We start from the raw sequence: 13882 nt of genomic DNA on the forward strand, positions 1-13882 counted from the left end.
AGGATGATCCTGGTGTCAGTGAAAATACGAAATCAACACGTTGGTATCATTACCCACCTGTGAACTGACGTCGGCATTTTGAATCTCACTTCGGCGTGCCCCCTCCGAATGGCGCAAAACATTTCGTGGTATGGCATGATAGCACCCGAAGAGAGTCAATTCAGGGTGGTAAATGTGAAACCAGTAACGCTATACGATGTCGCAGAGTATGCCGGTGTCTCTTATCAGACCGTTTCCCGCGTGGTGAACCAGGCCAGCCACGTCTCTGCGAAAACGCGGGAAAAGGTGGAAGCGGCGATGGCGCAGCTGAACTACATTCCCAACCGCGTGGCACAACAACTGGCGGGCAAACAGTCGTTGCTGATTGGCGTTGCTACCTCCAGTCTGGCCCTGCACGCGCCGTCGCAAATTGTCGCGGCGATTAAATCTCGCGCCGATCAACTGGGTGCCAGCGTGGTGGTGTCGATGGTAGAACGAAGCAGCGTCGAAGCCTGTAAAGCGGCGGTACATAACCTTCTCGCGCAACGCGTCAGTGGTCTGATCATTAACTATCCGCTGGATGACGAGGATGCCATTGCTGTGGAAGCTGCCTGCGCTAATGTTCCGGCCCTATTTCTTGATGTCTCTGACCAGACTCCCATCAACAGTATAATTTTTTCCCATGAAGACGGTACGCGACTGGGCGTGGAGCATCTGATCGCATTGGGTCACCAGCAAATCGCGTTGTTAGCCGGTCCATTAAGTTCTGTCTCGGCGCGTCTGCGTCTGGCGGACTGGCATAAATATCTCACACGCAATCAAATTCATCCGATAGCGGAACTGGAAGGCGACTGGAGTGCCATGTCCGGTTTTCAACAAACTATGCAAATGCTGAATGAGGGCATCGTTCCCACTGCGATGCTGGTTGCCAACGATCAGATGGCGCTGGGCGCAATGCGCGCTATTACCGAGTCCGGGCTGCGCGTTGGTGCGGATATCTCGGTAGTGGGATACGACGATACCGAAGACAGCTCGTGTTATATCCCGCCGTTAACCACCATCAAACAGGATTTTCGCCTGCTGGGGAAAACTAGCGTGGACCGCTTGCTGAAACTCTCTCAGGGCCAGGCGGTGAAGAGCAATCAGCTGTTGCCCGTCTCACTGGTGAAAAGAAAAACCACCCTACCGCCCAATACGCAAACCACCTCTCCCCGCACGTTGGCAGATTCCTTAATGCAGCTGGCACGACAAGTTTCCCGACTTGAAAGCGGGCAGTGAGCGCAACGCAATTAATGTGAGTCAGCTCACTCATTAGGCACCCCAGGCTTTACACTCTATGTGTCCGGCTCGTATGTTATGCGAAAATGTGAGCGGATAACAATTCACGCAGGATACAACTATGACAATGATTACGGATTCACTGGCCGTCGTATTACAACGTCGTGACTGGGAAAACCCTGGCGTTACCCAACTTAATCGCCTTGCGGCACATCCCCCTTTCGCCAGCTGGCGTAATAGCGAAGAGGCTCGCACCGATCGCCCTTCCCAAGAGTCGCGCAGCCTGAATGGTGAATGGCGCTTTGCCTGGTTTCCGGCACCAGAAGCGGTACCAGAAAGCTGGCTGGAGCGCGATCTTCCTGACGCCGATACTGTCATCGTCCCCTCAAACTGGCAGATGCACGGTTACGATGCGCCTATCTACACCAACGTGACCTATCCCATTGCGGTCAATCCGCCGTATGTTCCCACGGAGAATCCGACGGGTTGTTACTCGCTCACATTTAATATTGATGAAAGCTGGCTACAGGAAGGCCAGACGCGAATTATTTTTGATGGTGTTAACTCGGCGTTTCATTTGTGGTGCAACGGGCGCTGGGTCGGTTACGGACAGGACAGTCGTTTGCCGTCTGAATTTGACCTGAGCGCATTTTTACACGCCGGAGAAAACCGCCTCGCGGTGATGGTGCTGCGCTGGAGTGACGGCAGTTATCTGGAAGATCAGGATATGTGGCGGATGAGCGGCATTTTCCGTGACGTCTCGTTGCTGCATAAACCGAGCACGCAAATCAGCGATTTCCATGTAGCCACTCACTTTAATGATGATTTCAGCCGCGCTGTACTGGAGGCAGACGTTCAGATGTACGGCGAGCTGCGCGATGAGCTGCGGGTGACGGTTTCTTTGTGGCAGGGTGAAACGCAGGTCGCCAGCGGCACCGCGCCTTTCGGCGGTGAAATTATCGATGAGCGTGGTGGTTATGCCGATCACGTCACCCTACGTCTGAACGTCGAAAACCCGAAACTGTGGAGCGCCGAAATCCCGAATCTCTATCGTGCGGTGGTTGAACTGCACACCGCCGACGGCACGCTGATTGAAGCAGAAGCCTGCGATGTCGGTTTCCGCGAGGTGCGGATTGAAAATGGTCTGCTGCTGCTGAACGGCAAGCCGTTGCTGATTCGCGGCGTTAACCGTCACGAGCATCATCCTCTGCATGGTCAGGTCATGGATGAGCAGACGATGGTGCAGGATATCCTGCTGATGAAGCAGAACAACTTTAACGCCGTGCGCTGTTCGCATTATCCGAACCATCCGCTGTGGTACACGCTGTGCGACCACTACGGCCTGTATGTGGTGGATGAAGCCAACATTGAAACCCACGGCATGGTGCCAATGAATCGTCTGACCGATGATCCGCGCTGGCTACCCGCGATGAGCGAACGCGTAACGCGAATGGTGCAGCGCGATCGTAATCACCCGAGTGTGATCATCTGGTCGCTGGGGAATGAATCAGGCCACGGCGCTAATCACGACGCACTCTATCGCTGGATCAAATCTGTCGATCCTTCCCGCCCGGTACAGTATGAAGGCGGCGGAGCCGACACCCTCGCAACCGATATTATTTGCCCGATGTACGCGCGCGTGGATGAAGACCAGCCCTTCCCGGCTGTGCCGAAATGGTCCATCAAAAAATGGCTTTCGTTGCCTGGAGAGACGCGCCCGCTGATCCTTTGCGAATACGCCCACGCGATGGGTAACAGTCTTGGCGGCTTCGCTAAATACTGGCAGGCGTTTCGTCAGTACCCCCGTTTACAGGGCGGCTTCGTCTGGGACTGGGTGGATCAGTCGCTGATTAAATATGATGAAAATGGCAATCCGTGGTCGGCTTACGGCGGTGATTTTGGCGATACGCCGAATGATCGCCAGTTCTGCATGAACGGTCTGGTCTTTGCCGACCGCACGCCGCATCCGGCGCTGACGGAAGCAAAACACCAGCAGCAGTTTTTCCAGTTCAGTTTATCCGGGCGAACCATCGAAGTGACCAGCGAATACCTGTTTCGTCATAGCGATAACGAGCTCCTGCACTGGATGGTGGCGCTGGATGGCAAGCCGCTGGCAAGCGGTGAAGTGCCTCTGGATGTCGCTCCACAAGGTAAACAGTTGATTGAACTGCCTGGACTACCGCAGCCGAAGAGCGCCGGACAACTCTGGCTAACGGTTCACGTAGTGCAACCGAACGCGACCACATGGTCAGCAGCCGGACACATCAGCGCCTGGCAGCAGTGGCGTCTGGCGGAAAACCTCAGCGTGACACTCCCCTCCGCGCCCCACGCCATCCCGCAACTGACCACCAGCGAAACGGATTTTTGCATCGAGCTGGATAATAAGCGTTGGCAATTTAACCGCCAGTCAGGCTTTCTTTCACAGATGTGGATTGGCGATAAAAAACAACTGCTGACGCCGCTGCGCGATCAGTTCACCCGCGCACCGCTGGATAACGACATTGGCGTAAGTGAAGCGACCCGCATTGACCCTAACGCCTGGGTCGAACGCTGGAAGGCGGCGGGCCATTACCAGGCCGAAGCAGCGTTGTTGCAGTGCACGGCAGATACGCTTGCCGACGCGGTGCTGATTACCACGGTCCACGCGTGGCAGCATCAGGGGAAAACCTTATTTATCAGCCGGAAAACCTACCGGATTGATGGAAGTGGTCAAATGGCGATTACCGTTGATGTTGAAGTGGCGAGCAATACGCCACATCCGGCGCGGATTGGCCTGACCTGCCAGCTGGCGCAGGTAGCAGAGCGGGTAAACTGGCTCGGATTAGGGCCGCAAGAAAACTATCCCGACCGCCTTACTGCGGCCTGTTTTGACCGCTGGGATCTGCCATTGTCAGACATGTATACCCCGTACGTCTTCCCGAGCGAAAACGGTCTGCGCTGCGGGACGCGCGAATTGAATTATGGCCCACACCAGTGGCGCGGCGACTTCCAGTTCAACATCAGCCGCTACAGTCAACAGCAACTGATGGAAACCAGCCATCGCCATCTGCTGCACGCGGAAGAAGGCACATGGCTGAATATCGACGGTTTCCATATGGGGATTGGTGGCGACGACTCCTGGAGCCCGTCAGTGTCGGCGGAATTCCAGCTTAGCGCCGGTAGCTACCATTACCAGTTGCTCTGGTGTCAAAAATAATAATAACCGGGCAGGCCATGTCTGCCCGTATTTCGCGTAAGGAAATCCATTATGTACTATTTAAAAAACACAAACTTTTGGATGTTCGGTTTATTCTTTTTCTTTTACTTTTTTATCATGGGAGCCTACTTCCCGTTTTTCCCGATTTGGCTACATGACATCAACCATATCAGCAAAAGTGATACGGGTATTATTTTTGCCGCTATTTCTCTGTTCTCGCTATTATTCCAGCCGCTGTTTGGTCTGCTTTCTGACAAACTCGGGCTGCGCAAATACCTGCTGTGGATTATTACCGGCATGTTAGTGATGTTTGCGCCGTTCTTTATTTTTATCTTCGGGCCACTGTTACAATACAACATTTTAGTAGGATCGATTGTTGGTGGTATTTATCTAGGCTTTTGTTTTAACGCCGGTGCGCCAGCAGTAGAGGCATTTATCGAGAAAGTCAGCCGTCGCAGTAATTTCGAATTTGGTCGCGCGCGGATGTTTGGCTGTGTTGGCTGGGCGCTGTGTGCCTCGATTGTCGGCATCATGTTCACCATCAATAATCAGTTTGTTTTCTGGCTGGGTTCTGGCTGTGCATTCATCCTCGCCGTTTTACTCTTTTTCGCCAAAACGGATGCGCCCTCTTCTGCCACGGTTGCCAATGCGGTAGGTGCCAACCATTCGGCATTTAGCCTTAAGCTGGCGCTGGAACTGTTCAGACAGCCAAAACTGTGGTTTTTGTCACTGTATGTTATTGGCGTTTCCTGCACCTACGATGTTTTTGACCAACAGTTTGCTAATTTCTTTACTTCGTTCTTTGCTACCGGTGAACAGGGTACGCGGGTATTTGGCTACGTAACGACAATGGGCGAATTACTTAACGCCTCGATTATGTTTTTTGCGCCACTGATCATTAATCGCATCGGTGGGAAAAACGCCCTGCTGCTGGCTGGCACTATTATGTCAGTACGTATTATTGGCTCATCGTTCGCTACCTCAGCACTGGAAGTGGTTATTCTGAAAACGCTGCATATGTTTGAAGTACCGTTCCTGCTGGTGGGCTGCTTTAAATATATTACCAGCCAGTTTGAAGTGCGTTTTTCAGCGACGATTTATCTGGTCTGTTTCTGCTTCTTTAAGCAACTGGCGATGATTTTTATGTCTATTCTGGCGGGCAATATGTATGAAAGCATCGGTTTCCAGGGCGCTTACCTGGTGTTGGGTCTGGTGGCGCTGGGCTTCACCTTAATTTCCGTGTTCACGCTTAGCGGCCCCGGCCCACTTTCCCTGCTGCGTCGCAAGGTGAATGAAGTCGCTTAAGAAATTAATGTCGGATACGGCGCGAGCGCCTTATCCGACCAACTTATCAGGACGGAATGTTAAAAATGAACATGTCGATGACAGAAAAAATAAAAGCAGGCAAGCTATTTACCGATATGTGCGAAGGCTTACCTGAAAAAAGACTTCGTGGGAAAACATTAATGTATGAGTTCAATCACTCGCATCCATCAGAAGTTGAAAAAAGGGTAATGACTCCAACTTATTGATAGTGTTTTATGTTCAGATAATGCCCGATGACTTTGTCATGCAGATCCACCGATTTTGAGAGCGACAGCGACTTCCGTCCCAGCCGTGCCAGGTGCTGCCTCAGATTCAGGTTATGCCGCTCAATTCGCTGCGTATATCGCTTGCTGATTACGTGCAGCTTTCCCTTCAGGCGGGATTCATACAGCGGCCAGCCATCCGTCATCCATACCACGACCTCAAAGGGTGACAGCAGGCTCATAAGACGCCCCAGCGTCGCCATAGTGCGTTCACCGAATACGTGCGCAAACCGTCTTCCGGAGCCTGTCATACGCGTAAAACAGCCAGCGCTGGCGCGATTTAGCCCCGACATAGCCCCAATGTTCGTCCATTTCCGCGCAGACGATGACGTCACTGCCCGGCTGTATGCGTGAGTTTACCGACTGCGGCCTGAGTTTTTTAAGTGTCGTAAAATCGTGTTGAGGCCAACGCCCATAATGCGTGCACTGGCGCGACATCCGACGCCATTCATGGCCATATAAATAATTTTCTGGTGTGTACCGGGCTGAGAGGGTGTAAGTGAACTGTAGCTGCCATGTTTTACGGCAGTGAGAGCAGAGATAGCGCTGATGTCCGGCAGTACTTTTACCGTTACGCACCACGCCTTCAGTAGCTGAGCAGGAGGGACAACTGATGGAGATGTAAGCCACGGGAGCACCTCAAAAACACCATCGTACACTAAATCAGTAAGTTGGCACCATTACCGTCGTGCTATTGGCAAATACATCGACGTTTACCACTATCCTGATGGTAAGAAAGAGTTGCGCCTGAATGGCGTGGTACTTCCCTACTCCACCTATGACCGGCTATCAGAAATCGACCAGGGCGCGGTTGTTGATAACAAACGTCTTGGCCGTACACTGGAGTTCATCGGTCTGGTACAGAGTAAACGGGATAACACACGTTCTCAGTCAATTCCTGCCGGTGACGGTCCTTCCCGTCGACGGCCCAGGCAGGAAGGGAAGAAATCCCAGCGTTCACTGGACAACAACGATATGCTCGAAGCACTCAAACAACTCCAGTCACGCTCAGAAGAAATTTTTGGTAAAAGAACCAACTGACGTTGCTATAAAAATATTGCCAGAAAAAAATGATTAAGCTATCGTAGTTGTGGATCGCGTCGAGCCCGAAAGGTTTGTCGCTTGCTTTGAAAATGCATAAACATTAAGGACTCCAACATGAATTTACCTTCATATAGCCAGTTTTTTCATACTATCTATGATGAAAAGTCACCAGTAGGCCGAATTGGTCGTGGCACACATTATTCCGTATTTGAAACCGTTCAGTGGCTCTCACCAAGTCTCGGGAGATATAAATCTCCAAAGGTTCAAAAGTTCGCAATTATCTGGGATGAAGATCACGACACCCGGATTGTCGATGTTTTAGAAATAGCATTAATGCGAAACTTATTAGGTCCAGTTGTGTTTGCAGGTGAGCGAAAGGGATCATTAAACATCGTTCTTTCACCAGATTTTGACAGGTTGACTCCTTCAGAAAAAAAAGAGTATCTGGCAAATTGGCAAGAGCTCGCTGATGGTGGATATGCCTCTGACAGCTGGGGCTTTGACTGGAGTTATCTTTCCTCGCCAGCAACCGGTTCGATCATCCAGGATTCCAAGACAAAAACAGAGGCCTATTTATTCAACATTTGTAACCTCTGGGAGCTTGGACACTCAGTCTATAATGAGCGCAACCCTTGGGAGGACGAGGAAAGGATGCAGCAGTCTATAGATAGTCTGAAGTCTTTATCTAAATAAAGTCACAGGGGAGCTCTGACTCCCCTTTCTGATTTATCAAGTAATATCTTCTGGCCAATACCCGTTGTACTATTCATTTCATTCAGCATTTTTACGTCCTGTTTATCGAGGGCATATTTTCCCCATAGCGAACCAAACGAACAGAGAATGTTTCTTAATTGGTTTTTTCTGATTTTAGGTTGCAGATTTATAAAATAACAACACCTGCTGTCGATATTGTCTTCAAGAGACTTAAAATCTGAATCGGCGGCACATTTGGCGATTCTTATCAGATCTTCCCAGCACTCTGGCATTAACTCTTTTAAAGCAGATTCCAGTATGTGCTCAAATGAATACATAAGTAACAAGTGATTTTTATTCACTTGGATGTAGCTCATTGAACGCCTGAATAAAGCTAACTGGATTAGAATAAGTGGCCATAAAAGCTCGACCCCATAAATTGAAGTGGTTTACTGAATTTGGCCACCTGAACAGAGGTGATATGCTCACCTCAGAACAACACAGGTGTCATAATGAAAAAAAGAAATTTCAGCGCAGAGTTTAAACGCGAATCCGCTCAACTGGTCGTTGACCAGAACTACACCGTGGCAGATGCAGCCAGCGCTATGGATGTCGGCCTTTCCACAATGACGCGATGGGTGAAACAATTACGTGATGAACGGCAGGGCAAAACACCAAAAGCCTCCCCCATTACCCCGGAACAAATTGAAATCCGTGAGCTCAGGAAAAAGCTACAATGTATTGAAATGGAAAATGAAATATTAAAAAAGGCTACCGCGCTCTTGATGTCAGACTCCCTGAACAGTTCTCGATAATCGGGAAGCTCAGGGCGCGTTATCCTGTGGCCACTCTCTGCCATGTGTTCGGGGTTCATCGCAGCAGCTACAAATACTGGAAAAACCGTCCTGAAAAGCCAGACGGCAGACGGGCTGTATTACGCAGTCAGGTACTTGAACTGCATGGCATCAGCCACGGCTCTGCCGGAGCAAGAAGCATCGCCACAATGGCAACCCAGAGAGGTTACCAGATGGGGCGCTGGCTTGCTGGCAGACTCATGAAAGAGCTGGGGCTGGTCAGTTGCCAGCAGCCGACTCACCGGTATAAGCGTGGCGGTCATGAGCACGTTGCTATCCCGAATCATCTTGAGCGACAGTTCGCCGTAACGGAACCAAATCAGGTGTGGTGCGGTGATGTGACCTATATCTGGACGGGTAAGCGCTGGGCGTACCTCGCCGTTGTTCTCGACCTGTTCGCAAGAAAACCAGTGGGCTGGGCCATGTCGTTCTCGCCGGACAGCAGGCTCACCATGAAAGCACTGGAAATGGCATGGGAAACCTGTGGTAAGCCCATCGGGGTGATGTTCCACAGCGATCAAGGCAGCCATTATACGAGCAGGCAGTTCCGGCAGTTACTGTGGCGATACCGGATCAGGCAGAGTATGAGTCGGCGTGGAAACTGCTGGGATAACAGCCCAATGGAGCGCTTCTTCAGGAGTCTGAAGAACGAATGGGTGCCGGCGACGGGCTATGTAAGCTTCAGCGATGCAGCTCACGCAATAACGGACTATATCGTTGGATATTACAGCGCACTAAGACCGCACGAATATAATGGTGGGTTACCGCCAAACGAATCGGAAAAACGATACTGGAAAAACTCAAAGTAGAGGCCAGTTTTAGTTGACCACTACATGCGCGGCAGGTGAACTCCGGCCCCTGGTCAGTTCTTATCGTCGCCGGATAGCCTCGAAACAGTGCAATGCTGTCCAGAATACGCGTGACCTGAACGCCTGAAATCCCGAATGCGATGGTAATTGTCAGGCACTCCTTCGTGAAGTCGTCCACACAGGTCAGGCACTTGATCCTGCGACCGGTGGCGAGCGCGTCCATGACAAAATCCATCGACCAGGTCAGGTTGGGCGCCGCCGGGCGGAGCAGCGGCAGACGTTCTGTTGCCAGCCCTTTACGACGTCGTCTGCGTTTTACGCCCAGCCCTCTCAGATGATAAAGGCGGTACACGCGCTTGTGATTAACATGAAGGCCTTCACGCCGCAGTAACTGCCAGATGCGGCGGTAGCCAAAACGCCTTCGCTCCAGTGCCAGCTCAGTGATGCGCCCTGATAAATGCGCATCAGCCGCCGGACGCTGAGCCTCATAGCGGCAGGTCGACAGGGACAAACCAGTAAGCCGGCAGGCACGACGTTGCGACAGACCGGTCGCATCACACATAAACTCAACGGCTTCCCGCTTCTGGTCTGTCGTCAGTACTTTCGCCCCAGAGCCACCTGAAGTGCCTCCTTGTCCAGCATGGCTTCGGCAAGCAGCTTCTTGAGTCTTGCGTTCTCTTCCTCAAGCGACTTCAGGCGCTTAACCTCGGGCACCTCCATACCGCCATACTTCTTACGCCATGTATAAAAGGTGGCATCGGAATTGGCGTGCTTGCGGCAGAGCTCACGGGCAGAAACCCCGGCTTCAGCTTCGCGGAGGATACTGATGATCTGTTCGTCGGAAAAACGCTTCTTCATGGGGATGTCCTCATGTGGCTTATGAAGACATTACTAACATCGCGGTGTATTAATCAACGGGGAGCAGGTCAGCTCGTCCGCGATCGCTTCTTTGCACGGGACGTGCCTTAAACACCGGTCCAGGCCGATGCCTTCATGACGGAGTTTCCGGCTTAAACAGGGGCGATTAGCCGATAAACGACCGATGATGGCAAATCAGAAGGTAACTGGAGTATTCACCCACAAAACTTTGGCGACAACGGGGCCGATATTGCGGTAACCATGCGGGATCTGGCTGGGAAAATAGAACGAATCCCCCTGCTCAAGGAGCCAGATATGGTCTCCCAGACGCAATTCCAGCGCGCCTTCCAGCACATAGCCCATCTCTTCGCCGTGGTGCTCAATCAGGCCATCGCTGGCGACGCCCGGTTCGATAATATGAATATTACCCTGCAGCAACCCGCCTTTGTGGTGCCAGGTCAGGTTCTCCAGTTCGATCCCCCCCTTTTTACTGCGCTGCAGGAACCGCTTACGGTTTCGCTGTTCAGGCTTCAGTACAGGCCGATCGGCCGTCCAGTCATCGGCCATCAGGTCGGCGATACTGGTCTCCAGCGCTTTTGCCAGGCGGTGCAACATCGCCAACGACGGCGAGGCAGCGTCATTTTCCAGTTTGGATAACAGACTTTCCGAGCATTCCACCTTTTGCGCGAGCTGCTTGAGGGTCAGCTCCTGCACCAGACGTGCGTGGCGCAACCTCATTCCCAGCGGGGTTCCGGTAGATTTGATGTCAGCGTTTTTTTCATCTGTCTGCTTCATTAAAGTCTCCCAACGGCCTGCATCATGCAGGCCTGGTAAGATAAATCATGCCATCACGGTGAACTGAATTTCTTTCGGTGAGCAGCCGTTAATGGGCACAATGTCCTGCGGGCAAGCGGACATCACCACCACGCAATCCAGCTCGGCACGAATCTCTACATAATCACCTGCTTTGCTGACAGTTGGCAACCAGGAAATTGAATAATCAGGATTTACTGGCGTGTTCATCCACAAATTAAGCGGCTGCGGCACTTCACGCGCGCGCAGGCCAATCGCCTTCAGCGCCATGCGCATATTGTCAGCGCAGCTGTCGTGATACTCCGTAATCCCCATGTTGGTATAGCGGTAAAGATCGCAGGCAGCGATCAACGTGTCATGCACACCAGGTGAGGTATCGGTGAGCAGAGTGGCGATAGCACGGCGCTGGTTGGTCACCAGCACATCACCTGGCTGCGGAATAATTTTGTCGATAAAGGCACGGGTATGTTCCATGGACGCAAACTCGCTGAGATCGCCGGTATTGAAAAACCACGTGTCGCAGACCTGGCTGCCTGGGGTATTGATGATCTTAATCACCTGCCCTTTTTTCAGCAAAACGGCGCGTCCGCAGCGCGGCGGGATGGTATACAGTTCGTTTAACGTCGGTGCGCCATCGGCTGAAATCGGTGAGGTTGCCGTTGGGTTGAGGCCCAGGGCATCGCCATTGTCTTTATCGCAGCAGATTGGGTAGTGTGCAGTTGCGGTCATGATTTAACTCCTTCAAGTGATTGGGATAGCTCAGTCAGTGCACAGGCCAGCGTACGGGCACCTGCCGCCAGTGAACGAGGATCGGTATATTCAGCCGGATTGTGGCTAATGCCTTGATGGCTGGGGACAAAAAGCATGCTGGTCGGACAGTGTTCGGCCAGATACATGGCGTCGTGAAACGCGCCAGATAACAGCTCCATATGGGCAATATCCAGCGCATTTCCGGCCGCTTTCAAGACATGATTGATGCGCGGGTCAAAGGTGACCGGCGCTTTATTCAGTAGCAGCTCGATGGTGACTTGTTCGCTTGCCAGAGAGGCAATCACCGCGTCGAACCGGGCCAGCGTTTCGGCCGATGGGTGGCGGAAATCAAGGGTAAAACGCACGCTCGACGGGATGGTGTTGATGGCATTTGGCATGACCTGCCAACGGCCAAACGTCAACCGTAACTCGTCATCTGCCGTGTCACCCATCGCCTGCTCAATGATCGCAAGCTGTTCGCGTGCCAGGGTCATCGCATCCTGGCGCAGCGCCATCGGCGTGGTCCCCGCATGTGCCGATATCCCATGGCAGGTGATCTGGTACCAGCGCACGCCCTGGATACCTCTGACGACGGCCAGCGGCACGCGGCGACTTTCCAGTACCGGACCTTGCTCGATGTGCAATTCCACGAAGCAGGCCATCTCGCGATCCGGGCGTAACGGGATGGCTGCAAAGCGGGCCTGGTGGTCTGCCAGCGCATCGCGAAACGAGACACCATCTACGCCCATCGCGCCAAGATGGTCAGACAATCTCGCAGGGTCGACGAAGGTGCTGGAGCCCATCGCCCCCGGCGCAAAGCGGCTGCCCTCTTCATTGGTCCAGATAACCACTTCGACCGGGCGTTCGGTGACAACCCGTGCCTCATTGAGCGCTTTCAGGCACGCAAGTCCGGCCATCACGCCGTAACAGCCATCGTAGTTGCCACCGGACGGTTGCGTATCGATGTGGCTACCGGTGGTCACGGGCGATACAGCAACGCGTCCTGGACGACGGAAGAATAAATTCGCCGCCGCATCGCGGTAGACTTCACACCCGAGCTCTCGGGCGACATCAATAAGCCAGGACCGGGCATCGAGTTCCGCCGCGCTCAAAGCCTGGCGATCGACGCCGCCATTCGCTAACTTTCCATATTCTGCAAGCTGCGCCAACAGTTGGTTCAGCCAATCCTCATCCAGCTGTCGGGCAACCCGTAAGCCTGTTTCCATCATGGTAGTTTCTCCAGTTCTTCGGGTTGCAGAGGCCGACGAAACAGCGGCGCGAGAAAGCTCCGCAGGCGCTCGCTTTTCGGCTGTGTAAAAATCTGTCGCGGCGTGCCGCTTTCAATAATGTTGCCGTCGGCCATAAACACCAGCCGTGACGAGATATGGGCCGCAAACGCCATCTCATGGGTGACCATCACCATGGTCATCCCCTGCCCGGCCAGATCCCGGATAACGTCCAGCACCTCTTCAACACGTTCGGGATCGAGCGCCGAGGTGGGTTCGTCGAGCAGCAATAACTCCGGATTCAGCGCCAGTGCGCGGGCAATACCCACTCGTTGTTGCTGGCCGCCGGAGAGTCGCACCGGCCAGTCATTCGCTTTTTGCGCCATCCCGACACGGCTGAGGGCAGCCATCGCGGCCGTTTTTGCCGCCTGGCGGGACATTTTTTTCCCCAGTACCAGCGGCGCGGCGACATTTTCCTGCACCGTCATGTGCGGCCAGAGATTGAACTGCTGGAACACCATCGAGAGCGGTTTGCGCACATCGGCTATGAGGCTGGCGCTGTCGGCATGCGCGAGGCCACGCTGCGTGCCGGAATAGCCGAGCAGTTGTCCTTTAATCAGCACGTCCCCTTTGTCGTAGGCTTCCAGAAAATTCATGCAGCGTAGTGCGGTGGTTTTCCCGGAGCCCGACGGGCCAATCAGCGTGACTATCTCACCGTGATCGACGCGTAAATTGATGTCATTCAGTACCACATGGTTTGCGAATGACTTGCCTACATGGCGCATTTCGAGCA

10 protein-coding genes and 4 pseudogenes are annotated in these 13882 nt (G+C 53.0%); 7 read left to right on the plus strand and 7 right to left on the minus strand.

Annotated elements, in window-relative coordinates:
* Positions 1 to 174: 174 nt before the first annotated feature.
* The 4 genes and pseudogenes from lacI to B8P98_RS28415 all read left to right on the plus strand — a co-directional run.
* The gene (gene lacI / locus B8P98_RS28400) at positions 175 to 1257 is read left to right on the plus strand and encodes a DNA-binding transcriptional repressor LacI (RefSeq protein WP_016831235.1); all 1083 of its coding nucleotides are present in this window, start codon (positions 175 to 177) and stop codon (positions 1255 to 1257) included.
* 121 nt (positions 1258 to 1378) lie between these two features.
* A complete protein-coding gene (gene lacZ / locus B8P98_RS28405) occupies positions 1379 to 4453 on the plus strand; it encodes a beta-galactosidase (protein ID WP_004182121.1) in 3075 nt (1024 codons plus the stop codon).
* Between the two features lie 51 nt (positions 4454 to 4504).
* Positions 4505 to 5758, plus strand: a complete 1254-nt coding sequence (lacY, locus tag B8P98_RS28410) for a lactose permease (RefSeq protein WP_004098904.1) — start codon at positions 4505 to 4507, stop codon at positions 5756 to 5758.
* A 65-nt stretch (positions 5759 to 5823) separates the two neighbouring features.
* A pseudogene (locus B8P98_RS28415) lies at positions 5824 to 5964 on the plus strand (maltose acetyltransferase domain-containing protein); the annotation flags it as partial.
* Positions 5965 to 5978: 14 nt separating this feature from the next.
* Here the strand turns inward: B8P98_RS28415 and B8P98_RS28420 are convergent.
* Positions 5979 to 6672 (minus strand): annotated as a pseudogene (locus B8P98_RS28420) (IS1 family transposase).
* 54 nt (positions 6673 to 6726) lie between these two features.
* Here B8P98_RS28420 and B8P98_RS28425 point away from each other — a divergent pair.
* Both B8P98_RS28425 and B8P98_RS28430 read left to right on the plus strand, forming a co-directional pair.
* A pseudogene (locus B8P98_RS28425) lies at positions 6727 to 7083 on the plus strand (ISNCY family transposase); the annotation flags it as partial.
* A gap of 117 nt (positions 7084 to 7200) precedes the next feature.
* Positions 7201 to 7779 (plus strand): hypothetical protein, encoded by a 579-nt coding sequence (locus B8P98_RS28430; protein ID WP_024623136.1) that lies wholly within the window; start codon positions 7201 to 7203, stop codon positions 7777 to 7779.
* Positions 7780 to 7781: 2 nt separating this feature from the next.
* On the opposite strand, the gene B8P98_RS28435 is transcribed toward B8P98_RS28430, so the two are convergent.
* Complete coding sequence (locus tag B8P98_RS28435; protein WP_370738648.1) at positions 7782 to 8219, minus strand: DUF6904 family protein; 438 nt, start codon at positions 8217 to 8219, stop codon at positions 7782 to 7784.
* 72 nt (positions 8220 to 8291) lie between these two features.
* Between B8P98_RS28435 and B8P98_RS28440 the strand changes: the two genes are divergently transcribed.
* A protein-coding gene (locus B8P98_RS28440) for an IS3-like element ISEc52 family transposase (RefSeq protein WP_087796248.1) occupies positions 8292 to 9442 on the plus strand; the annotation gives its coding sequence in 2 pieces (ribosomal slippage) (positions 8292 to 8541 and positions 8541 to 9442; 1152 coding nt in all).
* A gap of 25 nt (positions 9443 to 9467) precedes the next feature.
* Here B8P98_RS28440 and B8P98_RS28445 read toward each other — a convergent pair.
* The 5 genes and pseudogenes from B8P98_RS28445 to B8P98_RS28465 all read right to left on the minus strand — a co-directional run.
* Positions 9468 to 10300 (minus strand): annotated as a pseudogene (locus B8P98_RS28445) (IS3 family transposase); the annotation flags it as partial.
* A 195-nt stretch (positions 10301 to 10495) separates the two neighbouring features.
* Positions 10496 to 11095: a cupin domain-containing protein gene (locus tag B8P98_RS28450; RefSeq protein WP_032432508.1), complete on the minus strand. Its 600-nt coding sequence runs from the start codon at positions 11093 to 11095 to the stop codon at positions 10496 to 10498.
* 45 nt (positions 11096 to 11140) lie between these two features.
* Positions 11141 to 11842 (minus strand): DUF1989 domain-containing protein, encoded by a 702-nt coding sequence (locus tag B8P98_RS28455; protein ID WP_032432506.1) that lies wholly within the window; start codon positions 11840 to 11842, stop codon positions 11141 to 11143.
* Entirely contained in the window at positions 11839 to 13092 is a 1254-nt protein-coding gene (locus tag B8P98_RS28460; protein ID WP_032432505.1) for a M20 family metallo-hydrolase, read from the minus strand. The genes B8P98_RS28455 and B8P98_RS28460 overlap by 4 nt, the downstream gene beginning before the upstream one ends.
* Positions 13089 to 13874, minus strand: coding sequence for an amino acid ABC transporter ATP-binding protein (locus B8P98_RS28465; RefSeq protein WP_032432532.1), 786 nt, complete (start codon positions 13872 to 13874; stop codon positions 13089 to 13091). The genes B8P98_RS28460 and B8P98_RS28465 overlap by 4 nt, the downstream gene beginning before the upstream one ends.
* Positions 13875 to 13882 lie beyond the last annotated feature (8 nt).

Origin of the sequence: Klebsiella quasivariicola, assembly GCF_002269255.1 — a bacterium.
GTDB lineage: Bacteria > Pseudomonadota > Gammaproteobacteria > Enterobacterales > Enterobacteriaceae > Klebsiella > Klebsiella quasivariicola.

What these genes read in the sequence shown, in the direction of transcription:
- lacZ (WP_004182121.1), top strand. Translation starts at nt 1,379, where the DNA reads ATGACAATGATTACGGATTCACTGGCCGTCGTATTACAACGTCGTGAC.
- lacY (WP_004098904.1), top strand. Translation starts at nt 4,505, where the DNA reads ATGTACTATTTAAAAAACACAAACTTTTGGATGTTCGGTTTATTCTTT.
- B8P98_RS28430 (WP_024623136.1), top strand. Translation starts at nt 7,201, where the DNA reads ATGAATTTACCTTCATATAGCCAGTTTTTTCATACTATCTATGATGAA.
- B8P98_RS28450 (WP_032432508.1), bottom strand. Translation starts at nt 11,095, where the DNA reads ATGAAGCAGACAGATGAAAAAAACGCTGACATCAAATCTACCGGAACC.
- B8P98_RS28455 (WP_032432506.1), bottom strand. Translation starts at nt 11,842, where the DNA reads ATGACCGCAACTGCACACTACCCAATCTGCTGCGATAAAGACAATGGC.
- B8P98_RS28460 (WP_032432505.1), bottom strand. Translation starts at nt 13,092, where the DNA reads ATGATGGAAACAGGCTTACGGGTTGCCCGACAGCTGGATGAGGATTGG.
- B8P98_RS28465 (WP_032432532.1), bottom strand. Translation starts at nt 13,874, where the DNA reads ATGCGCCATGTAGGCAAGTCATTCGCAAACCATGTGGTACTGAATGAC.